This window comes from Salibacter sp. (assembly GCF_031581065.1).
Classification (GTDB): Bacteria; Bacteroidota; Bacteroidia; order Flavobacteriales_G; family Salibacteraceae; genus Salibacter.
In genome coordinates, this window is record NZ_JAVLBN010000036.1 from 1 (window position 1) to 21792 (window position 21792).

Genomic DNA, 21792 nt, shown 5'->3' on the forward strand with positions numbered 1-21792 from the left:
TAGGGCACATTCAGTAGGAGATGATGTTGTTGTTCTTGAATTTCTATATGGTGGTGTCCCAATAAATAGTCACTACCATAAGCTTTAATTATGTTGGAGTCCTTCTCAAAACAGAGAAGGACTCTTTTTTATTTGCTTAAATGTAAAGAAAACATTACATTTGGTAAAATAAACTTTACGTTATGGAAGCTAAATATTCATTTTCACACAAATGGAAGCTCATAGGAATTGCCTTATTTATAATTGGATTGACTCTAGGAGCTATAGGAGTATTGGGTAATTATGAACCAGCATTTTTAGATGTGAGAGTTCCCGATTTTTTTGGGAATTCTTCGTTTTTAAATAATGGAAGTGATTCAGATACCGGCTGGCCCAAAATGAGGAAAAACAATCTCCTCGATGAAATTGCACTTTCTTTATTGTTAATTGGAGGATTACTTTCAGTTTTAGCAAAAGAGAAGAACGAAGATGAAATGATTATGAAGTTGAGATTGGAGTCGCTATTGTGGTCTGCAATCGTAAATGGAATACTCATTTTTATTACAGTTTGGTTGATTTACGATTTGGACTTTTATTTCGTTATGATCACTGAGCTATTTTTCTTTTATCTCTTGTTTATACTGAGGTTCAACTTTGTGTTAATGCGTCAAAAGAAGCTGGTTGATGAAGAATAAAGTAAAACGATACAGGCAGTTTTCTGAGTTGACACAATCTCAACTGGCAAATTCAATTGGAGTCAGCAGGCAGACGATTCACGCAATTGAAAAAGGGAAATATGTTCCATCTACAGTTCTTGCTTTAAAGCTCAGTAAAGAACTTAAAGTAAAAGTTGAGGAGCTGTTTACACTTGAAATTGAGGATTAAAGAATTTTTGAGAGTGATTTTTATTAACTTTGATACAAATGTATAAGGATGAGTGTTAAAGAAAGGAAATACAAGTTGATTCTGGAGCTTATGAAGGTTGAAGAGGAAAGTGTTATATGCGAAATTGAAAGACTTTTAGATCAAAATATTGTAGGTTATAAACCTGATGGCAAACCAATTTCAAAAGAAGAGTTTAAAATACGACTTGAAGAAGCAGAAAAAGATATTCAAGAGGGCAACCTTTTTTCACATCAAGAACTTTTAGAGCAAATTAAAAACTGGTAGTCTTTTGCTTGAGGTTATATGGACAAATCAAGCTGTTACTTCACTAAATGAAATTTATTCATTCTATTGGGATAAATCAGAGAAAGGAGCTAGGAATGTTATAAACGATTTAGTTAAGGCTCCTGAGACTATTAAGTTTCCAAAACAATACCAAAGAGATGAATTTAATAGTTCATACAGAAGAGTTATTGTTAGAACATTTAAGCTATTATATAGAGTAGAAGATAGTAGAATAGTAATAATGGATGTTGTGGGAACAAGTGAAAACCCTATTTACTAAAAAAAGCCACTCCTCAAACAGAAGTGGCTTTTCAATTCAACCTAAATACTTATTACCTAAAACTCGACTTCAGGTGCTTCTTCAGCTCCTTTATCAGCTTCGTAATATGGTTTCTTTTCAAAATCAAACATCGAAGCCGTGAGGTTTTCAGGAAATGTTTGCGTCTTCGTGTTGTAATTCCGCACAGCCTCATTATACTTTTTGCGCGCTACAGCAATCCTGTTTTCAGTTCCTTCGAGCTGAGCCTGAAGGGTCTGAAAGTTTTGATTCGCTTTTAAATCAGGATAGCGCTCAACTGTAACCATTAAGCGAGATAGCGCACCAGATAATTGTGATTGTGCCTTTTGAAAAGCTTGCATATTTTGCTCATTTAACTCACCAGGTTTAATTTGAATTGAAGTTGCTTTTGAGCGTGCTTCAATTACCTGGGTAAGCGTTTCTTTTTCAAAATCTGCAGCACCTTTAACTGTGTTGACAAGGTTGGGGACCAGGTCAGCTCTACGCTGGTATTGCGTTTCAACCTGAGACCATTTTTCGTCAACTGCCTCGCGCATTTTCACCATCGAGTTGTAGCCGCATGAACTCATGCTCATTACAACTGTCATCATTAACGCTATGTGGAGTATTCTTTTCATATTATTCTGTTTTTGTCAAAGGTAAAATTTAGTCGATCATATCAACACTGCGCTTAATAAACGCGGTCAGATCCTTACCTTTTAGCATGTTTTGCGACAACATTGCCAAATCAACTGATTGCTTGGCCAGGCTTTTTTGTTTGCCCTGATCCTGTTCAGTGAGGATTTTGCTCACAAGCGGATGATTGGCGTTGATCATCAGGTTAAACATATCAGGCATATTACTCATGCCCATCATGCCGCCACCAACTTGCTGTTGTTCTTTCATTCTTCTCATGAACTCTGGCTGTGTAATCACAACCGGATTGTCTTTCTCGTTCATGTTTTCGAACTGAACAGTGAATTTGTCTTTTTCAACAACACCTTCGTAAACTTCTTGAAGCATTTTCTTTTGGTCGTCAGTTAAATTCGCCTCCTGTTGTTCTTCTTTTTCGATCAGTTTGTCAATCGCGTCAGCATCAACACGAACAAATTTCACATTGTCGAGTTTCGATTCTAATTGTTGAACAAAGTGACTCGTCAACGGAGAATCCATAACAAGCACATCGTACCCGCGGTTCTTAGCTGATTCAATAAATGCATCTTGTTCGTCAGCATCTGTTGCATAGAGATGAACTACAGCATCGTTTTTATCTTTTTGTTTTTCCTCAATTTTTTCGCGGTACTCATCAATCGTGAAAAACTCACCTTCAGTATTCTTCAACAATAACGCTTTTTGCATTTTATCGAAGAACTTGTCGTCAGTGAGCATACCGTATTCAATGAATACTTTAATGTCATCCCACTTTGATTGGTAATCTTCACGATCTCTCTTGAACATTGAAGAGAGCTTATCAGCTACTTTTTTCGTGATGTGATTCGATATCTTTTTCACGTTTCCGTCTTCCTGGAGGTAAGAACGCGAAACGTTTAGCGGAATATCTGGCGAATCGATAACACCGTGGAGTAGTGTCAAAAACTCCGGAACAATATTCTCTACCGAATCGGTGATGAAAACCTGGTTTGAGTAGAGTTGAATCTTGTTGCGCTGGATCTGAATGTTATTCTTCAATTTAGGGAAGTAGAGAATCCCTGTCAGGTTGAAAGGATAATCAACGTTGAGGTGAATATGGAAAAGCGGCTCTTCAAAGCTCATTGGGTAGAGCTCGCGATAAAAATTATGGTAATCTTCATCGGTCAGATCCGCAGGTTGCTTCGTCCAGGCCGGAGTGGGGTTGTTGATGATGTTTTCAACTTCTTTGTCTACTTTTTTGACATTTCCGTTATCATCTTTTTTTCCATCAGGATCATCGACCTGGATTGTTTTTGTACCAAACTTGATCTCTACCGGTAGAAATTTGCAGTATTTTTCCAAAATACCAGAGATGCGGTTATCCTCAAGGAATTCCTGCGACTCATCATCGAGGTGTAGTACTACGTCAGTACCGCGTTCTGACCGATCAGCTTTTTCGAGAGTGTATTCAGGATCACCTTTACAGCTCCATTTTACAGCATCACCTCCTGTGTAAGACTTAGTGATGACATCTACCTCTTTGGCTACCATGAATGCAGAGTAAAACCCGAGCCCAAAGTGACCGATGATTCCTGAGTCTTTTGCTTTATCATCGTATTTTTTCAGAAACTCTTCAGCGCCTGAAAATGCAATATCATTGAGATAACGTTCTACCTCTTCTTCAGTCATTCCCACGCCATTATCGCTAATGGTGAGAGTCCCTTTGTCTTTATCAATAGAAATATTAACCCTTAAATTTCCCGGGTCGTCTTTGTATTCTCCAAGCTTATGGAGTGTTTTGAGCTTTGATGTTGCATCTACTGCGTTGGAGACTAGCTCACGTAAGAAAATCTCATGATCAGAATAGAGGAACTTTTTAATAATCGGAAATATGTTTTCCGTTTGAACATTAATCTTTCCAGTACTCATTTTATTCAATTTTTGTTTTTGTCTGATTGAAAGTTGAATATTCCATGTCAAAGGATGTGCCATGACAAAAGAAACTGACAAGTTGACTTTTTGAATAGGGTTAGAGATGGAGATATGACAAAAGGGATAAAATAACGAAGGGGTTGCAGATGCAACCCCTTCGAAAATCAAACCTAACCCTACACTATGAAAAAACCTAACCTATGAAGAAACGCCCTTGATGGACGTCCTATTGATTAAGTACAGTGCAAATGTATTATGAGATTTTAAATGACAATAACCGAAAAGGACTTATTTGTACCCGAAAAGTTTGTACCTACAATGATTCGATGTATTGGGTGGGCAAGACACCAAATTGTTTCTTAAAAGCTTCACTGAAATGTGATAAATTTGAATACCCCAGTTCATAACCAACCTGAGATACTTTGTATTCTTTAGAGGATAAGAGTGTTTTTGCTTTTTCCATTCTCACACCCTGGTAGAGTTGGTAAATAGTTTTCCCAAATACCTGTTTGAATATTTGTTTAAGTTTTGATTGGCTCACACCGTACTTTAAAGCTAATTCATTAATAGTGGGTGATTCACTCAAATCACTGAGTATTTCATCTTTAACCTTAAATGCAATTTCAATGTCTTCTTTGGGTAATTGTGGTCCCTGTGAAGAAAGCTTACATTCGTAAAAAGTGGTAAAGAAACACCCTAATAAATCATATGCTTTACCTTTAATGGAAAGCAGCTCTATGGAATTCTCAGGGTTCAGCTTTTCCAAATCACTCATTAGGTTAGTCATTTCGAGCCTTAAATGTTCATAAATAACAAAGTTACCAGCCTGATTGATGAGTTTGTATAGTTCGTCATTTTGAGAAGGTGAATGAGGTAGAGAGGATGCGAAATCACCGTAAAAACGAAATGATATATAGTGAATATTTTTGTTTTGAGGAAAGCTAAACTCCTGAATGTCTCTAATATTACTGAAGAATACCCCATCAGTTGATTTAGCACCAAAAAACTTTTCTTCGTTTTTTGTCTTGTGTCCTATCTCTGCTGAATTACAAAATGATACAGCAAAATACGGTTTTGTTTGATTTGGTTTTTGAATAAATTGGACAGGCTCGTTGAAAAAAGCTTTTTGTAAAGAAACTTCTAAGCTATCGGCTAATTTGATGTTGTCAATTTGTCCATTACCAATTTCATTGTCAAACCTCATTCCATATCGGGTTCTAGTCCCATTTAGTCCTTTTATGAAAAAAGGCAGTGTTACTTCACTAAGACCTGCAGGAAATTTAACAACACGATTTTTTTTCATAGCTGTACTGGATTGGGTTAATAGTACGCATGTTTTGAATTTACGATTGTTAATAAATGATAAACTATTCTTACATTTCCTGTTTAAACATAAATCAAAATCTTCAAAATAACATTCAACAATGTCAACAACTAAGGTTAGCTTTCCCAATTCAAAGGGCGAGGAGATTGCTGCTGTAATAGATTTTCCATTTGATCAAAAACCTTCAGCTTATGCAATATTAGCACATTGCTTCACTTGTAGTAAAAACTTTAACGGAGTGCGAAATGTGAGTCATGGACTCACTCAAAATGGGATTGCAGTAATGCGTTTTGATTTTACCGGGCTAGGAGAGAGCTCGGGTGATTTCAGTGATACAAACTTCACTACAAATATTGAAGACCTCAAAGCAGCTTATCAATTCATGGAAACTGAATACGAAGCACCTGAAATATTGCTAGGTCACTCACTTGGGGGAGCAGCGGTACTCTATGCAGGAGCTGAACTCGATAAAGTAAAAGCCATAGTCACTATAGCAGCTCCCTCTACTCCTGATCATGTGACACACCTAATCAAGGATAAAATTCCGGAGATTGAAGAAAAAGGAAAAGCAAAAGTCAACTTAGCCGGGAGGGAATTTGAGATTGAAAAACATTTTTTAGAATCACTTAAACGCAAAACCATAAAAGAAGTGATGAAAGGCAATAGAGGTAAGGCACTTCTCGTCATGCATTCACCGCAAGACAAGCTGGTTGAAATAGCTAATGCGCGGAGAATCTACGAAAGTGGCCATCACCCAAAATCGTTCATCACTCTCAATAATGCTGATCATTTACTCACTAAAAAAAGCGATGCTCAATACGCTGGCCGAATTGTGGCTGAATGGGTTAAGAAATATGTTGAAGAACAGGAAAAAGTAGTGGTCAGATCCAAAAGTCACGTAGCAGCAGAACTCGATGTAGAAGATAATTTCACTACCTATATTAAAGCCGGCCGCCATGACCTGGTGGCTGATGAACCCGAAAAAGTTGGAGGAGATGACTACGGTCCTGATCCTTATGCATTAGTAGCATCTGGACTGGCAGCCTGCACAGCAATGACAGTAAAAATGTACGCTCAGAGAAAAGGCTGGGCTCTGACCGATATAAAAGTACATGTAGATCATGCAAAAGATTACGCACACGACTGCGAGGAACAACAGGATTCGAGTTCAAAAATTGATGTGTTCACGAGAAAAGTTGAATTTATGGGAGATTTAACCGATGACCAAAAGAAAAAACTCTTACAAATAGCCAATAAATGTCCCGTTCACAAGACACTCAAGAATGCTTCTACAATTGAAACAACGATGCAATAAGAATATCGTCTAACTTTGAAATGGATAAATAAACTTTTAAATTGCAGGCTTATTAACTTAAAAACACAGTCATTATGAAGAAATTTTACTCAGTTTTAGCTTCAATAGCTATTTCCTTTACAGCATTAGCACAATCACACACAATTGATGTTTATCCGTTAATGGATGCTTCAGTTTATGCAGGGCAAACAGATAATGCTAATGGGCAAGCAAATCTTGTTAGTGGGTCAGATGCTAATGGTAATCAAACTTATGCTCTGATGCACTTTGATCTTGTTGAAATTCCTGATGGAGCTTCTATTACTAGTGCTGAACTGGTCTTACAAGCAGACAACCCAGATCCATCGGCTGTTACATATGTTATTCACGAGATGACAGCTTCCTGGACTGAAGGTAGTTCAAACCCGTCAGATCCTCTAATGGGTGGTTCTGCTTCATCTGGGGATGTAACATACAACAATGCGACTCATCCTAATAATTCATGGCCAAATGGAGGTAATGTTGAAGTAGCTTACAAATTTGCTCCTATTGACGTAACTGGTGATAATGTATCAGGGAGTAAAACTGCCATTACTTTCAATAGCCAAAACTTCGTTACTTTGGTTCAAACATGGGCTGATGATGCCAATGATAATTACGGTGTTTTGCTAAAAGAATCTACAAGTGGAACAACCGGTAATATCCGCGAGTTTTACTCTCACGAAAATAATACAGGTGGTGCTAAACCTAAATTGACAATCACTTATGATGGCGATGAGCCAATTGATACAACAACAACTTCCATTAGAGAAGACCTGGTAGAAAGCAAACTATCAGTTTATCCAAACCCGGCTAAATCAAATATCAGAATAACTGATATTCCTGAAGAAGTTGATCAACTCACAATCATGAACATTTCTGGCCAGGTTGTAAAAGTTGTTAATTCAACAGAACTCAATTCAAATGTTGTTATGTTAGATGTAAGTGATCTTACCAAAGGAACTTATTTCTTAAAAGGAAGTGAAAACACAATTGCACAAAAATTTGTGGTATTGTAAACCATTCACTTTATATGTTATTTCAAGCCGCAGTCAGCCGATTGCGGCTTTTTTTATTTTCTAACATCTTGAAAGTTTATAATGAGCTAATAAAAAATTAAGATACAAATGGTTATATGACCAATATCTTGTTCTACATTTGTCCTGAAATTTGAAAGACGGTTGTTATGACCGTAGTTATCTTCCTGTAAGTGACCTTCGATCTAACTCTTCCTCTCTCTTATTTCATTAGTATTAACTTTTTTATTTTTTATTATGAACATTTTTGTAGCAAACCTGAACTTTAAACTTCAGGAAGATGAATTACTTGATCTATTTGAAAACTTTGGCGAAGTAAGTAGCGCTAAAATCATTATCGATCGCGAAACTGGTCGCTCTAAAGGCTTTGGATTCGTTGAAATGGATAACGATGACGAAGCAAACTCAGCAATCGCTGACCTTAACGGACAAGAAGTCCACGGTCGCGAAATGGTTGTAAAACAAGCTGAAGATAGACCTCGCAGAGAAAGAAGATTCTAAACTTCTTGTATATCAAGCTTTAAAAGCCGGTCATTTTTTGATCGGCTTTTTTTATTTTATAGCGACAATAAAAAGCTGTGACAACGAAGTGCCAAAATAAAGTGTCCATAATAATGCCGGTGAAGAATGCTGCAGCCTGGCTAGGTGAATCTATACGCAGTATTCAAAAGCAGTCTTATGATAATTGGGAGCTTGTTGCTGTTGAGGATCATTCCTCAGATGATTCACTTTCAATTCTTCACTCCTTTTCACAGTCAGATCCAGCAATAACGTACTACCAAAACTCAGCTGATGGGATAATCCCTGCTTTACGACTGGCTCTGACCAAAACTACTGGTGATTTTATTACAAGGATGGATGCAGATGATAGAATGCCGCCAAATAAACTGGAAGTATTAATTGAAAAAGCAGTCCAAAATAGAGAAGCCCTTACAACCGGATTGGTGAAATATTTTTGCGATGAAGGTGAGGTGAGTAGTGGTTATCTTGAATATGAAAAATGGCTGAATGATACCGTAGCAAATGAAAAGTTTACGGAGAATATGTTTAGAGAGTGTGTTGTGGCCTCTCCAAATTGGCTGATTTCCAAAGAGCATCTTGAGAAATTGAAAATTTTTGAGAGATTGATTTACCCTGAGGATTACCACATGATACTTTTACTTTGGAGGGCAGGAGTCGAGTTTCAATCGGTCAACGAAGTGACTCACTTGTGGCGAGAGCATCCCAAAAGAACTTCTCGAAATAGTACACATTATCAGCAAAAAGCATTTTTTGATCTCAAGGTTGCTTTCTTTTTAGATAATGTTCTTGAGGAAAATGACCAACTGGTGATCTTTGGATCCGGGAAAAAGGCTAAGCTGGCTAAACAGGTTCTGACCAAAAAAGAAGTGAATTATTTACAACTCGATTTAAAGGGAAATGAAAATATTTACCATTATTCCACACTTGCAAAGATTGAGAACCCTAAAATCTTAATAGCTGTTTACCCTCCCGAGAATGAGCGAATGCAGATTGAAGGATTTCTTCAATCACATAATCTTGAGAAAGGAAGACATTTTTGGTTTTTATAGATCAAGTTCAATAGCGACAGGGCAATGGTCACTTCCCATTACATCATTCATGATTGATGAACGCTTAATTTTATCAGCAATCTTTTCGCTTGCTATAAAATAATCAATCCGCCAGCCGATGTTCTTTTTGCGAGCTCCAAAACGGTAGCTCCACCATGAATATTTAACTTCATCGGGATGTTGGCTGCGCCATACATCGATGAAGCCTTCATCGAGCAAAGCAGATAAACCATCAATTTCCTTTTGAGTAAAACCTGCTGATTTATTGTAGTTTGACTTGGGTCTTGCGATATCAATATCCTGATGAGCAACATTGAGATCACCACACAAAATGACCGGTTTTTCTTTCTCCAGGTTTAAAATAAACTTTCGCAATTCTTTGTCCCAGTCTGTTCGGAAATCCAGTCTTACTAACTCATTTCCTGAATTTGGCACATAAGCAGTAACGAGATAAAAGTCACCATAATCGGCAGTGATGATTCGACCTTCTTTGTCGTGTTCTTCTACACCAATGTCATACATAACTTTTTGAGGTTCCTTTTTGGACAAAATAGCTGTTCCTGAATATCCTTTTCGTTCTGCAGAGTTTGAATAGATATGATAGCCATTAATTTTTTCTAAAGTATCCTCAACCTGATGATCCTGAGCTTTCGTTTCTTGCAAACACAGTATATCAGGATTCAAATCTTTCAGTTGTTGCTCAAAGTCTTTGCGCATTACGGCTCTAATACCGTTTACATTCCAGGAAATGATATTCATAATCAGCTTTTTTGTCGCGACCAATTTAAGCAATCACTTTATTTGATCGTTCTTTGAGTACTTTCATAATTTGCTCAGCGTGTACACGGGAGTTTTCAATGAACCACTTGTGCGTTTCCATACCACCACAAATAACACCTGCGAGGAAAATATTATCAATGTTCGTTTCCATCGTTTCAGTATCATGAGTGGGGACGCGTTTTCCGTCTTTTGAAAAGGTAATTCCCATTTCTTCCAAAAATGAATAATTTGGTTCATAGCCGGTCAGAGCCAGCACAAAGTCATTTTCCAACTCAATCTTTTCGCCATTGTGGTTAACCTTGATAGAGTCCTCTTGAATTTCCTCAATTTGTGAATTGAAAAGAGCTTTTATACTTCCTTCAGCTATTCTGTTTTCAATATCAGGCTTCACCCAGTATTTCACTCTCCTTCCAATTTCTTCACTTCTCACGATCATTGTAACATTCGCTCCTTTTCGATAACACTCAAGTGCAGCATCCACGGCAGAGTTGCTGGCACCTACTATCGCCAGGTTCTGACCGAAAAACGGATGAGGTTCCTTATAATAATGCATCACCTTGGGTAACTCTTCTCCCTTTACATCCATTTTGTGAGGCAAATCGTAAAAGCCAGTAGCAATTACTACCGATTGAGCGGTGAAATTTCCTTTTGCAGTTTTGACTTCAAAAAGATCGTTCTGTTTCTCAACAGATTCTACCTTATTGTACAGCGTAATATTCAGATCCCACGACATGGCGACTCTGCGGTAATATTCCAGAGCCTCAGCTCTCGTTGGCTTGTGGGTGTGAGAAATGAAAGGTACACCGCCAATTTCAAGCTTTTCAGAAGAGGAGAAAAAGCGCATTCCGTGCGGATAGTTGTAGATTGAGTTGACCAGCTTGCCTTTATCAACAATTTGGTAACAGAGGTCATTTTTTTCTGCTTCAATTCCGCAAGCCAAGCCGATTGGACCTGCTCCGATGATCAAAACATCGAGGATTTTATTATCAGACATACTGCAAAATTAGCAACTGTAAACTTGTTTTGTTTGACGAATCAATGATTTTGTAAATTCGCTCAACATTTTATGAGCATGGAATTATCAGAAAAAGTACGCAAAGCCGTCAGGAACGTTCCCAATTTCCCAAAGGAAGGAATTCAGTTTAAAGATATAACACCAATTCTATCAGAGCCTAAACTGGTAACTGAAATTCTCGATTATTGGGAAAACTTTTATCGGTCAGAACCAATTGATGCTATCATCGGGATTGAGAGTAGGGGATTTATGTTGGGAGCAGCCTTAGCTGAGAGACTTCAAAAACCTTTTATACCTATAAGAAAGGTAGGAAAGCTACCTTATAAAACCGTGACTTTTAAGTATGACCTGGAGTACGGCTCCAGCGAAGTAGAAATGCACAAGGACGCTCTCAAACCAAACTGGAAAGTCCTCATTCACGATGATCTCCTGGCCACTGGCGGAACTGCAATGGCAGCTGCCGAGCTCACCAAAAAGATGAATGCTCAGGTTCACGGATATTGCTTTTTAGTTGAGTTAGCTTTCTTAGAAGGACGCGAGAGAATTGAGTCGTATTCTAAGAATGTGGATAGTTTATCCATCTTTTACTAATCTGGAAGATTGTTGATAATACTCTTAACTGATGCTCTATTTTTATAGTTGAGGTCAAATTGCTTCCAGTGAATCTTACCGGTTTTATCAATAATGTATGTAGCAGGAACAGGGAGTTTTGCTCGTTTCTGATTATTAGATTCAGCAATATTAGTCGATAGCGCTTTTTCAATCTTTTTTTGGTAGTCATCAGTTACATTGAAAGATACCTTGTATTGATTCATTAATTGATTACTCGTATCAGAAATTATCGTGAGTTGATTGTTCAACTTTTTACTCATACTGTTCACTCCTTCGTATGCGTTTGGAGTAACAGCAACTACCTGTGCTCCTTTATCCTGTATAAGTTGTAATGAATCAACAAATGATTTTAAGTATCTATTGCAAACAGGGCACCAGTTGCCTCGGTAAAATAAAATTACCACCGTATTACTCTTTAGTTCCTCCAATAAATCAAACTTTTCTCCATTTTGATCTATTGATTTAAAGGCAGGAGCGTTATCTCCCACATGCAAACCGGATGGGATAGTATTGGAACTTACGCCAAATTTTTCATCACTTTGGCTAAAAGTGAAAATTGAAATAAAATTTATAATTAAAAGGCACAGAATTTTCTTCATAACGAACAATATTTATTACAAATTTAACTCCACCAGCATTCATGGAATGTCTTACAATTGACAAAAGTGTGTAGAGTATTCTTCACAAATACTTTCAAATACTGTGAAAGTGATTTAACAAAATAATTTAACAGGAGTCGTAAGGATCTGTAAATCAATATTTATATCTTTGGTGATGTACTTGTATTTAACTTATCAAAATTAACACATTATGAAGACAAGAAGATTAATTCCATTTTTAGCTATTGCTGCACTTTCAATCAGTTGTTCAGGAAACTCTCAAAATTCAGACAAAGGCGGAGATAAATCTGAAGCTAAGTCTGAAATGAAAAAAGAAGCGAAAGACGCTAAAAAAGAGTTTAAAGAACAAAAACAAAAAGTAGTTAAAGATCTCGAAGCACTTAAGTCTGACGCCAATAATCAATTGAGCAAGCTTGATGAAAAAATAGCTGATGCTAGCGATGACGCTAAAGACAAAATGAAGATGCAAAAAACAAAAATCGAGAATGAAATTGAAGAGCTCGATGCTAAAATTAAAGAAGTAAAAGCATCAGGTGAAACAGAATTCACTAAGATGAAAAATGAAACTGAAGAGTTTCTCAAGAAAACCAAAATGGATTTAAAAGATGCCTGGAACGAAATGACAGAAGAAGAAAAATAAATAGGCTCTAATTAATCGATATATTAAAAAGGCTCTCTCAAAATTTTGAGAGAGCCTTTTTTAATGGTATTGGCATGCCAATATAAGTATGTAGCTATAATTTATTTATGCTGAAATTTGTTTTAGTGCATTTTTCAGACTCGTTTTTTCAATAAGTATTTGCTCAATATTTTCAATTGAAACGCGATCTTGCTCCATCGTATCGCGTTCGCGAATCGTTACTGTATTGTCTTCAAGCGTTTGGTGGTCAACCGTTACGCAGTAAGGAGTTCCCACAGCGTCTTGTCTTCTGTAACGTTTCCCGATAGAGTCTTTTTCATCGTATTCGCAGTTGAAATCAAACTTGAGTTGATCGATGATTTTACGTGCCTTTTCAGGCAAACCATCCTTTTTGGTAAGTGGCATAACAGCAGCCTTTACAGGAGCCAGGAAAGATGGAATACGCATCACAGTTCGCTCGCTTCCATCTTCGAGTTTTTCTTCTTCATAAGCTTCGGTAAGAACCGCAAGAAACATTCTGTCCAACCCGATTGAAGTTTCAATCACATAAGGAATATAACTTTTGTCTTCCTCAGGGTCGAAGAATTGTAGTTTTTTTCCAGAGTGATCTTCGTGTGCTTTGAGGTCAAAATCAGTTCGAGAATGAATTCCTTCCAGTTCTTTGAAGCCCATAGGATAATCGTATTCAATATCTGCAGCGGCATTAGCGTAGTGAGCCAATTTAATGTGATCGTGGAAACGATAGTGATCTTCATTGAATCCAAGAGCCTTGTGCCAGTTGATTCGCAAGTTTTTCCAGTAATCGTACCACTCGAGTTCTGACCCCGGTTTTACGAAAAACTGCATTTCCATTTGTTCAAACTCACGCATTCTAAAAATAAACTGACGCGCGATAATCTCATTTCTAAAAGCTTTACCAATTTGAGCAATTCCAAAAGGCAATTTCTTGCGACCAGTTTTTTGCACGTTGAGGAAGTTGACGAAAATACCCTGAGCAGTTTCGGGACGCAGGTAAACTTTATTAGCTCCGTCAGCCAAAGAACCAAGCTCTGTTGCAAACATCAGGTTGAATTGGCGAACATCAGTCCAGTTTTTAGATCCTGAAACCGGGTCAGCAATACCTAATTCCTCAATCAGTTGCTTAACGCCTTTAAAGTCTTCTTCAGTTAATAGTGTTTTGAGTCGTTCTTCAATCGATTTTATTTGATCCTGATATTTTAATACACGCTGATTCGTTTTTAGGAACATCGCTTCCTCGAAAGATCCACCAAATTTCTTAGCTGCCTTTTTCACCTCTTTTTGAATCTTACCGCGAATCTTTTCAATGTGCTCTTCTACAAGGACATCAGCCCTGTAGCGCTTTTTAGAATCCTTGTTATCGATCATCGGGTCGTTGAAAGCATCAACGTGACCGCTGGCTTTCCAGGTAGTTGGATGCATGAAAATTGCTGAATCGAGCCCAACAATATTCTCGTGCATTTGAACCATTGCCTTCCACCAGTATTCTTTAATGTTGTTTTTGAGTTCAACACCATTTTGACCGTAATCGTAAGTTGCACTCAACCCATCATAGATTTCGCTTGATGGAAAAATGAATCCGTATTCTTTAGAGTGAGAAATAATCTTTTTTAAAGTATCGTCTTTTTGAGCCATGAAAATGCGCGTTTGATTCAATTAAAATTAAGGACACAAAGATAAAATGAAGAAGGAATGAATAACGGTCAGATCCAGGAAACATTCCGTCAAAACCAAAACCTTGTTACATTTGCCGCCATGATTCAGATAGATGATGTTATCCTTTCGAGCGAATTGTTTGAGAAGAAGTTTGTTTGCGATTTATCAGCATGTAAAGGAGCTTGCTGTGTAGAAGGCGATGTGGGAGCTCCTGTTGAGGAGTCTGAACTCGAAGTGATGGATAAAATCTATGAGTTGGTGAAGCCCTACATGCGTAAAGAAGGTATAGAGGCAGTGGAGGCACAGGGTAAATACATCCGCGATTCATGGGATAATGAATGGGTAACACCATTGGTAAAAGGAAAAGAATGCGCTTATGTCAATTTCGATCCTGATGGTACAGCCAAATGTTCAATAGAACAGGCTTATCGCGATAACAAAATTGAATTTCCCAAACCTGTTTCCTGTCATCTTTACCCTATTAGAGTAAAAAAATACAGAGATTTTGAAGCGGTGAATTACGACAGGTGGGATATCTGCTCAGATGCCTGTAAGTTAGGAGACAAGCTTGGAGTCAAGGTGTTTGAATTCACAAAGGAACCACTCATAAGGAAGTACGGAGAGAGCTTCTATAAAGAACTAGAGCAAATCGATCAATCGCTTTAGAAGTTATTCCAAATTATTAGTTTATCAAAACGCATTTTCAAATCATACAAGCAATTAACAGGGGTGATTAGTGCGAAAGTCCCATTCATGCTAAATTGGTTCTGACCGATAAAAATTTTTAACAGCTCTATTTCAAATCACTTTGTTCAAAACTCTACTTTTTTGTGAATTAAAACGGAGTAATTAGCACCTCTTTTTGGAAGCTTTTTGTCAAAATTTGTAGGAGTTCAAAAAAATAATCGCAATCCCTGATTATCAGGATTGTTAATTGATAGTTGTTAATTTTCAGTGTTTTACTGATTATTTGCGAAATTTATAAACTTCTAAACTATGAGTGATCAACAAGATATAGCAGCTACATCGGAGAAGCTAAAAGAACAGGAAAAAAACGAACCAATTCTTCAGGAAAACAAAGACAGGTTTGTGCTATTTCCAATCCAGCATGATGATATTTGGCAGTTTTATAAAAAAGCTGAAGCCAGTTTTTGGACAGCTGAAGAAATTGACCTTCATCCAGACTTAAAAGACTGGGACGAAAAATTAAATGACGATGAGCGTCATTTCATCAAGCACGTTTTGGCATTTTTTGCTGCAAGTGACGGAATCGTAAATGAAAATCTGGCTGAAAACTTTTTGCATGAAGTTCAGTACACAGAGGCTAAATTCTTTTATGGTTTCCAAATTGCAATTGAAAACATTCACAGCGAAACTTACTCTTTGTTGATTGATACCTACATTAAGGATACCAAAGAGAAGGACTATTTGTTCAACGCCATTGAAACGATGGATTGTGTGAAGAAAAAAGCCGACTGGGCACTTCGCTGGATTGACAATGGATCTTTTGCTGAGAGATTAATTGCATTTGCAGCAGTTGAAGGAATTTTCTTCTCAGGATCTTTCTGCTCGATCTTTTGGTTGAAGAAACGCGGATTGATGCCGGGACTGAGCTTTTCAAATGAATTGATTTCAAGAGATGAGGGAATGCACTGTGATTTCGCTTGCCTTCTTTATACCAATCATCTCAAGCATCAGCTTTCAAAAGAGCGCGTTAAGGAGATTATCCTGGACGCAGTAGAAATTGAAAAAGAGTTTGTAACAGATGCCCTACCGGTTAAGCTTATCGGTATGAATGCTGATTTGATGTCGCAATACATTGAGTTTGTAGCTGACAGACTTTTACTCGAACTCGATTGTGATAAGGTTTTCAACTCCAAGAATCCATTTGACTTTATGGAAATGATCTCGCTTCAGGGTAAGACAAACTTTTTCGAAAAGCGTGTTGCTGAATATCAAAAAGCTGGTGTAAACTCAGGAGGAGGTAATTCTGATAGTGCCAAGTTTAGTCTAGACGAAGATTTTTAAAATAATTAACCGCGATATTTTATGAGTATGTACGTTGTAAAAAGAGATGGCAGAAAAGAGTCTGTAAAATTTGATAAGATACAGGCCAGAGTTAAAAAACTTTGCTACGGATTGGCTCCGGTTGTTGATCCGGTTCAGATCGCCATGCGAGTAATAGAAGGCTTGTATGACGGTGTAACTACCCGTGTACTGGATGATCTGGCAGCTGAAGTCACTGCTTCGATGGTTACCAAACATCCTGATTTTGCAGTATTAGCTGCACGAATAGCTGTATCGAATCTACATAAAGGAACAAAGAAGTCGTTTTCTGAAACGATGACTGATCTTTATGAGTTTGTAGATCCAAAAACTAACAAGAAAGCTCCCATGATTGCTGACGATGTGTACAAGGTAATCATGGATAACAAAGAGCAGTTAGATAGCAGCATTATTTACGACCGTGATTTTCAGTATGACTTTTTTGGTTTTAAAACCCTTGAGCGCGCATATCTCCTTAAAATTGAAGACGAAATAGTTGAACGTCCTCAGCATATGCTAATGAGGGTAGCTGTAGGTATTCATAAAGATGATATCGATTCAGCCATTAAAACGTACAACCTCATGAGTGAAAAGTGGTTTACACATGCCACGCCAACTCTTTTCAATGCCGGAACACCAAAGCCTCAAATGTCTTCTTGTTTTCTCTTAACGATGAAAGATGACAGTATTGATGGAATTTATGATACACTCAAGCAATGTGCTAAAATTTCGCAAAGTGCAGGAGGTATTGGTTTAGCTGCACATAATATTCGGGCTACAGGGTCTTACATTCGCGGTACAAACGGTACTTCTAACGGAATCGTACCAATGTTGCGTGTTTTCAATGATACTGCTCGCTATGTAGATCAGGGTGGTGGAAAGCGTAAAGGTTCATTTGCAATCTATTTAGAGCCATGGCATGCTGATATTTTTGACTTTCTGGATCTGAAAAAGAACCACGGTAAAGAAGAACAACGTGCGAGAGACCTTTTCTACTCTTTATGGGTTCCCGATTTATTCATGAAACGTGTTGAAGAAAACGGTGAATGGACTTTAATGTGTCCTAATGAATGTCCTGGTCTTAGCGATACTCACGGAGAAGAGTTTGAAAAACTTTACCTCAAGTATGAGAAAGAGGGCAAGGGGCGCAAAACCATAAAGGCTCAGGAACTTTGGTTTAAAGTGCTGGAATCTCAAATTGAGACTGGAACTCCTTATATGCTCTACAAGGACGCTGCTAACGGAAAGAGTAACCAGCAAAACCTGGGAACTATTAAGTCCTCAAACTTGTGTACCGAAATTATAGAGTACACATCTCCTGATGAAGTTGCAGTTTGTAACCTGGCATCTATTGCCCTTCCTAAATTCATTAATGAAGACGGTGAGTTTGACCATGATAAATTGTTTGAAGTGACTTATCAGGTAACGTTGAACCTCAATAAAATAATTGACGGTAATTATTATCCTGTCAAAGAGGCCAAGAACTCTAATATGCGTCACAGGCCAATTGGAATTGGTATTCAGGGATTGGCAGATGCATTTATTCAGTTGCGTTATCCATTCGATTCTGAAAAAGCACGCCAGTTGAATAAAGAAGTTTTTGAGACGCTTTATTATGCATCAATGACTGCTTCAAAAGACCTGGCAAAAGAAGAGGGTGCTTATGAAACTTTTGAGGGATCACCATTAAGTGAAGGGAAGTTCCAACACGATCTTTGGGGTGTTGAGCCAACTGATCGTTGGGAATGGGACGTACTTCGCGAAGAAGTAATGAAGCACGGAGCTCGTAACAGTCTTCTTTTGGCACCAATGCCAACAGCTTCTACCAGTCAGATCCTTGGTAATAACGAATGTTTTGAACCATACACTTCAAACATTTACACCCGTAGAACATTGTCTGGTGAGTTCATCGTAATCAACAAGCATTTGTTGCGGGATCTTGTAAAACTAGATTTATGGAATGAAGAGATGAAAAACAGATTGATCGCTGCTAATGGATCAATTCAAAATATCCCTGAGATTCCAGATAATCTCAAAGAGCTTTATAAAACAGCCTGGGAGATTAGTCAAAAGTCTATTCTCGAAATGGCTGCTGATCGTGGAGCATTTATTTGCCAGTCTCAATCTCTCAATGTGTTTATGGAGAATGCGAATTTTGCCAAACTCACATCAATGCATTTCTATGGCTGGAAGAAAGGCCTTAAAACAGGGATGTACTATTTGAGAACAAAAGCTGCACGAGATGCTATCCAGTTTACCGTTGACAAAACAGCTCTCAAATCTGAAGATCAAAACGGTAATGGAGAAACGGAGCAGGTGCAAAGCGAACAGCAAGCAAACTCTTGATTAGTTAAGTATTGACGTTTATGCTGTTAAAGCGTGGTTCCTTTATGGGGCCGCGCTTTTTTTATTGCAAAAAAAAGACCCTTTGAATGTTCAAAGAGTCTTTTACCAAATAAAAGGGAATATGTTATGATAAATGTTCTTCGTTCTTTTTCTTGAGATCATATGCCTTTTTGCCGCCAAAAAGGATTCCACCAGCAATTAAGAGGGATGAAATACCGTCAATTGGTACAACAGGATCTCCAGGATCTCCAAAACCATCTGGCGCTGGAGATTGAGGTTGGCCAATTGCAACAGTAACACCTAATACTATAATTGTTAATATGACAATTCGTTTCATATCAACAAAAATAACAAAAGTTTTTAACAGAAAGCGTTTAATGATAAAAAAATTGCGCTTTATACCGATATTTTGCGCTTTACACTCCGGGCTTGGGGTTTGTCAGAAAAGAGGATTTTCGTTTTTTTCCAAATGGTTTTGAACAAGTTAGACTTTCTGTATTGGTTGAGATGGTCCACAGATTGCCAATAGCTGTATGTGAAGAAAATATTTTCGTTATCGACATCTTGCAGTAGCTCAAGGTGTTCACAACCTTCAACAGCTCTTATCTTTTCTTTATTCGCATTGAAGTTTTCGAGAAATGTTTCGATGCGATCTTCCTTAAATGTCATTTTGACGATTCTAATGATCATAGAACTCTATACTTACTGTTTCGTTGAGTTTTAAACCTAATAATCGGGTGGCTGAGCCGGCATTGATACAAATCTCCAAAAAACCTGAACTTCCAAAAAGAGCGAGAATGTCTCCTTCCAGTACATCTTCATATGATCTGGAGATTTCGGTTACTTCAAATCGCGGGTTTCTAAATGAAATTTTGAATTTTCGGCTCTGACCAACACGATTGAATAATTGTTGGTTGATATTTGTGATGAGGTTTCCGTACGAATCGATGTACTGGAAGTTTCCCCTGATGTAATCCTGATCGATAACGGGTTGAAAGGCCACTGCTTGAGATAGCTCAGGAATAGGGTTACCGAGCATTTCAATGGTTCCGCCTCTTGCCAGATGAGTAGCGGCTTTAACAAAAACTTCTTTAGTAGGGAAAGCTGATACCTCTGATTCTTTATTAATCTGTAGCTTGATGATTTTATCTGGTTTATCATCAAATATGAGTGAGAACATTCCATTATCACAACCAATAAAAAAATGCCCTCTGTATAAAATTGCAACGTGTGGATTGTTTTCACTTTCAAATGATCGAACTCCAATTATATGAATACTACCCGCTGGAAAGTCTTCGAATACATTTCGAACGACAAATGCTGATTCAGGCACGTTGTATTTTTTAATTTCGTGCGTTACGTCAACAATTCTGGCATCTGGTAATTCTTTTAATATAGTGCCTTTAATTGCAGCAACATAGTAATCCTTTAAGCCGAGATCTGTTGTGAGTGTAATTATATGCATGGCGCGTTTTAGGATCGAGCGAAATCAATAATTTTGCTTCCACGAAATTAGCAAAATAGTACGGTAAAACTTTTATAAATAAAATCCTTTGCAAGAAACAGTAATCCAGTTTGAAACGAGTAATCCGGTAGAAATCTTTGGTGTGAACAACGCCAATATCCAGCTTATCAAATCCTTTTTTCCAAAACTAAAGATTCATGCTCGCGGTACTGAAATAACCGCCAGAGGCAGCAAGAAAGAGTTAGAGGAATTCAATGACAAAATGAAGCTCTTGCTCAAACACTACAACAGGTATAACTCTTTGAGTCCGCAAAATATTGAGTTGTTGCTGGGAGAAGAAGGTGAAATGAAGGCTAAAGAAGCATCAGAGTCAAATGATATTTTAGTTCATGGTACGAGCGGAAATATCATCAAGGCCCGAACGATTAATCAAAAGAGAATTGTTGCTTCATCAGATAAAAATGATCTCGTTTTTGCAATAGGTCCTGCAGGTACGGGTAAAACGTATACTGCGGTTGCACTTGCTGTTAAGGCTTTAAAAAATAAAGAAGTAAGACGAATAATTTTGACCAGACCGGCAGTTGAAGCCGGTGAGCATCTCGGTTTTTTACCGGGCGATTTAAAAGAAAAACTCGATCCGTATCTTTTGCCTCTTTACGATGCACTCCGCGATATGATTCCGAGCGATAGGCTCGATATGTTTGTGGATAAAGGAGTGATTGAGATTGCACCATTGGCGTTTATGCGTGGCAGAACGCTCGATCACGCTTTTGTAATCCTCGATGAAGCTCAAAACGCTACCGAAAATCAAATGAAAATGTTCCTTACCAGGATGGGAGCAAATGCCAAGTTTATCATTACCGGAGATGAATCGCAGGTAGATTTACCGTACAATCAAAAAAGCGGACTCAAGCACGCTCTCCGCATTTTGAAAAATGTAAAAGGAATTGAAACTGTTAGGCTTGATGAGCGTGATGTCATCCGTCACTCATTGGTGAAGCGAATTATTGATGCTTACGAATCACAATTTAAAGAACAGAACTCATGACAGGTAATCCAGAATTTCAGTTTAACGGTCAGATCCGTCATTACCGCGGTAAAGTGCGCGATGTTTATTACCTCGAAAATGACTTGTTGGTAATGGTTGTAAGCGATCGGATTAGCGCTTTTGATGTAGTACTACCAAAACCGATACCTTTCAAAGGGCAGGTTTTGAACCAACTGGCAGCTAAGTTTTTGGATCTGACAAGAGATATTATTCCAAACTGGAAACTGGCAACTCCAGATCCATCTGTTACAATTGGTAAATTGTGTGATCCTTTTCCGGTTGAGATGGTCATT

General features: G+C 37.9%; 25 protein-coding genes. 15 read left to right on the plus strand and 10 right to left on the minus strand.

Annotation, left to right across the window (positions count from 1 at the left end):
* The first annotated feature begins 182 nt into the window (after positions 1–182).
* The 4 genes from RI557_RS08770 to RI557_RS08785 are packed head-to-tail and all read left to right on the plus strand — an operon-like array spanning position 183 to position 1429.
* Positions 183–674: a hypothetical protein gene (locus RI557_RS08770; protein WP_310683326.1), complete on the plus strand. Its 492-nt coding sequence runs from the start codon at positions 183–185 to the stop codon at positions 672–674.
* Entirely contained in the window at positions 664–864 is a 201-nt protein-coding gene (locus RI557_RS08775) for a helix-turn-helix transcriptional regulator (RefSeq protein ID WP_409079694.1), read from the plus strand. Before RI557_RS08770 ends, RI557_RS08775 begins: the two co-directional genes overlap by 11 nt.
* 48 nt (positions 865–912) lie before the next feature.
* Positions 913–1149 carry a hypothetical protein gene (locus RI557_RS08780; protein WP_310683330.1) on the plus strand — a complete coding sequence of 79 codons (237 nt, stop codon included), beginning with the start codon at positions 913–915 and terminating at the stop codon, positions 1147–1149.
* 4 nt (positions 1150–1153) lie between these two features.
* Positions 1154–1429, plus strand: coding sequence for a type II toxin-antitoxin system RelE/ParE family toxin (locus tag RI557_RS08785; protein ID WP_310683332.1), 276 nt, complete (start codon positions 1154–1156; stop codon positions 1427–1429).
* 56 nt (positions 1430–1485) lie between these two features.
* Here the strand turns inward: RI557_RS08785 and RI557_RS08790 are convergent, their stop codons facing one another.
* From RI557_RS08790 to RI557_RS08800, 3 genes are all read right to left on the minus strand, one after another.
* The gene (locus tag RI557_RS08790) at positions 1486–2064 is read right to left on the minus strand and encodes a LemA family protein (RefSeq protein WP_310683334.1); all 579 of its coding nucleotides are present in this window, start codon (positions 2062–2064) and stop codon (positions 1486–1488) included.
* Between the two features lie 28 nt (positions 2065–2092).
* Complete coding sequence (htpG, locus tag RI557_RS08795; RefSeq protein WP_310683336.1) at positions 2093–3985, minus strand: molecular chaperone HtpG; 1893 nt, start codon at positions 3983–3985, stop codon at positions 2093–2095.
* Positions 3986–4301: 316 nt separating this feature from the next.
* Entirely contained in the window at positions 4302–5291 is a 990-nt protein-coding gene (locus RI557_RS08800) for an AraC family transcriptional regulator (RefSeq protein ID WP_310666994.1), read from the minus strand.
* Positions 5292–5412: 121 nt separating this feature from the next.
* Here RI557_RS08800 and RI557_RS08805 point away from each other — a divergent pair, with 121 nt between their 5' ends.
* The 4 genes from RI557_RS08805 to RI557_RS08820 all read left to right on the plus strand — a co-directional run bounded on the left by RI557_RS08805 (position 5413) and on the right by RI557_RS08820 (position 9253).
* The gene (locus RI557_RS08805; RefSeq protein ID WP_310666995.1) at positions 5413–6627 is read left to right on the plus strand and encodes an alpha/beta fold hydrolase; all 1215 of its coding nucleotides are present in this window, start codon (positions 5413–5415) and stop codon (positions 6625–6627) included.
* A gap of 74 nt (positions 6628–6701) precedes the next feature.
* The gene (locus RI557_RS08810) at positions 6702–7664 is read left to right on the plus strand and encodes a DNRLRE domain-containing protein (RefSeq protein WP_310683338.1); all 963 of its coding nucleotides are present in this window, start codon (positions 6702–6704) and stop codon (positions 7662–7664) included.
* 255 nt (positions 7665–7919) lie between these two features.
* Positions 7920–8183, plus strand: a complete 264-nt coding sequence (locus RI557_RS08815; protein ID WP_310666998.1) for an RNA-binding protein — start codon at positions 7920–7922, stop codon at positions 8181–8183.
* A 113-nt stretch (positions 8184–8296) separates the two neighbouring features.
* Positions 8297–9253, plus strand: a complete 957-nt coding sequence (locus RI557_RS08820) for a glycosyltransferase family 2 protein (RefSeq protein WP_409079695.1) — start codon at positions 8297–8299, stop codon at positions 9251–9253.
* On the opposite strand, the gene RI557_RS08825 is transcribed toward RI557_RS08820, so the two are convergent.
* Complete coding sequence (locus RI557_RS08825; protein ID WP_310683340.1) at positions 9248–10012, minus strand: exodeoxyribonuclease III; 765 nt, start codon at positions 10010–10012, stop codon at positions 9248–9250. The two genes, RI557_RS08820 and RI557_RS08825, sit on opposite strands and share 6 nt — an antisense overlap.
* 25 nt (positions 10013–10037) lie before the next feature.
* Positions 10038–11027, minus strand: coding sequence for a YpdA family putative bacillithiol disulfide reductase (locus tag RI557_RS08830; RefSeq protein WP_310667003.1), 990 nt, complete (start codon positions 11025–11027; stop codon positions 10038–10040).
* A 78-nt stretch (positions 11028–11105) separates the two neighbouring features.
* On the opposite strand from RI557_RS08830, the gene RI557_RS08835 reads away from it, so the two are divergent.
* Complete coding sequence (locus RI557_RS08835) at positions 11106–11639, plus strand: adenine phosphoribosyltransferase (protein WP_310667004.1); 534 nt, start codon at positions 11106–11108, stop codon at positions 11637–11639.
* Here the strand turns inward: RI557_RS08835 and RI557_RS08840 are convergent.
* Positions 11636–12259 carry a peroxiredoxin family protein gene (locus tag RI557_RS08840; protein WP_310667005.1) on the minus strand — a complete coding sequence of 208 codons (624 nt, stop codon included), beginning with the start codon at positions 12257–12259 and terminating at the stop codon, positions 11636–11638. The genes RI557_RS08835 and RI557_RS08840 overlap by 4 nt on opposite strands.
* A gap of 211 nt (positions 12260–12470) precedes the next feature.
* On the opposite strand from RI557_RS08840, the gene RI557_RS08845 reads away from it, so the two are divergent.
* On the plus strand, positions 12471–12920 hold the full coding sequence (locus tag RI557_RS08845) for a hypothetical protein (protein ID WP_310667006.1): 450 nt from the start codon (positions 12471–12473) through the stop codon (positions 12918–12920).
* 105 nt (positions 12921–13025) lie between these two features.
* On the opposite strand, the gene RI557_RS08850 is transcribed toward RI557_RS08845, so the two are convergent.
* Positions 13026–14573 (minus strand): glycine--tRNA ligase, encoded by a 1548-nt coding sequence (locus RI557_RS08850; RefSeq protein ID WP_310667007.1) that lies wholly within the window; start codon positions 14571–14573, stop codon positions 13026–13028.
* A gap of 57 nt (positions 14574–14630) precedes the next feature.
* Here RI557_RS08850 and RI557_RS08855 point away from each other — a divergent pair, with 57 nt between their 5' ends.
* From RI557_RS08855 to RI557_RS08865, 3 genes are all read left to right on the plus strand, one after another.
* A complete protein-coding gene (locus RI557_RS08855) occupies positions 14631–15260 on the plus strand; it encodes a DUF3109 family protein (protein WP_409079696.1) in 630 nt (209 codons plus the stop codon).
* 330 nt (positions 15261–15590) lie between these two features.
* Positions 15591–16622 carry a ribonucleoside-diphosphate reductase small subunit gene (locus RI557_RS08860; RefSeq protein ID WP_310667008.1) on the plus strand — a complete coding sequence of 344 codons (1032 nt, stop codon included), beginning with the start codon at positions 15591–15593 and terminating at the stop codon, positions 16620–16622.
* Positions 16623–16649: 27 nt separating this feature from the next.
* The gene (locus RI557_RS08865) at positions 16650–18986 is read left to right on the plus strand and encodes a ribonucleoside-diphosphate reductase subunit alpha (protein WP_310667078.1); all 2337 of its coding nucleotides are present in this window, start codon (positions 16650–16652) and stop codon (positions 18984–18986) included.
* 124 nt (positions 18987–19110) lie between these two features.
* On the opposite strand, the gene RI557_RS08870 is transcribed toward RI557_RS08865, so the two are convergent.
* From RI557_RS08870 to RI557_RS08880, 3 genes are read right to left on the minus strand one after another with little or no spacing between them, the layout of a single operon-like run.
* On the minus strand, positions 19111–19323 hold the full coding sequence (locus tag RI557_RS08870; RefSeq protein ID WP_310667009.1) for a PID-CTERM protein-sorting domain-containing protein: 213 nt from the start codon (positions 19321–19323) through the stop codon (positions 19111–19113).
* A gap of 59 nt (positions 19324–19382) precedes the next feature.
* The gene (locus RI557_RS08875) at positions 19383–19655 is read right to left on the minus strand and encodes an antibiotic biosynthesis monooxygenase family protein (protein ID WP_310683342.1); all 273 of its coding nucleotides are present in this window, start codon (positions 19653–19655) and stop codon (positions 19383–19385) included.
* Between the two features lie 10 nt (positions 19656–19665).
* Positions 19666–20451 carry an SAM-dependent chlorinase/fluorinase gene (locus RI557_RS08880; RefSeq protein ID WP_310683343.1) on the minus strand — a complete coding sequence of 262 codons (786 nt, stop codon included), beginning with the start codon at positions 20449–20451 and terminating at the stop codon, positions 19666–19668.
* 88 nt (positions 20452–20539) lie between these two features.
* On the opposite strand from RI557_RS08880, the gene RI557_RS08885 reads away from it, so the two are divergent.
* A complete protein-coding gene (locus RI557_RS08885; protein WP_310683345.1) occupies positions 20540–21499 on the plus strand; it encodes a PhoH family protein in 960 nt (319 codons plus the stop codon).
* A partial coding sequence (locus RI557_RS08890) for a phosphoribosylaminoimidazolesuccinocarboxamide synthase (protein ID WP_310683347.1) occupies positions 21496–21792 on the plus strand: 297 nt, incomplete at its 3' end. The genes RI557_RS08885 and RI557_RS08890, both read left to right, overlap by 4 nt.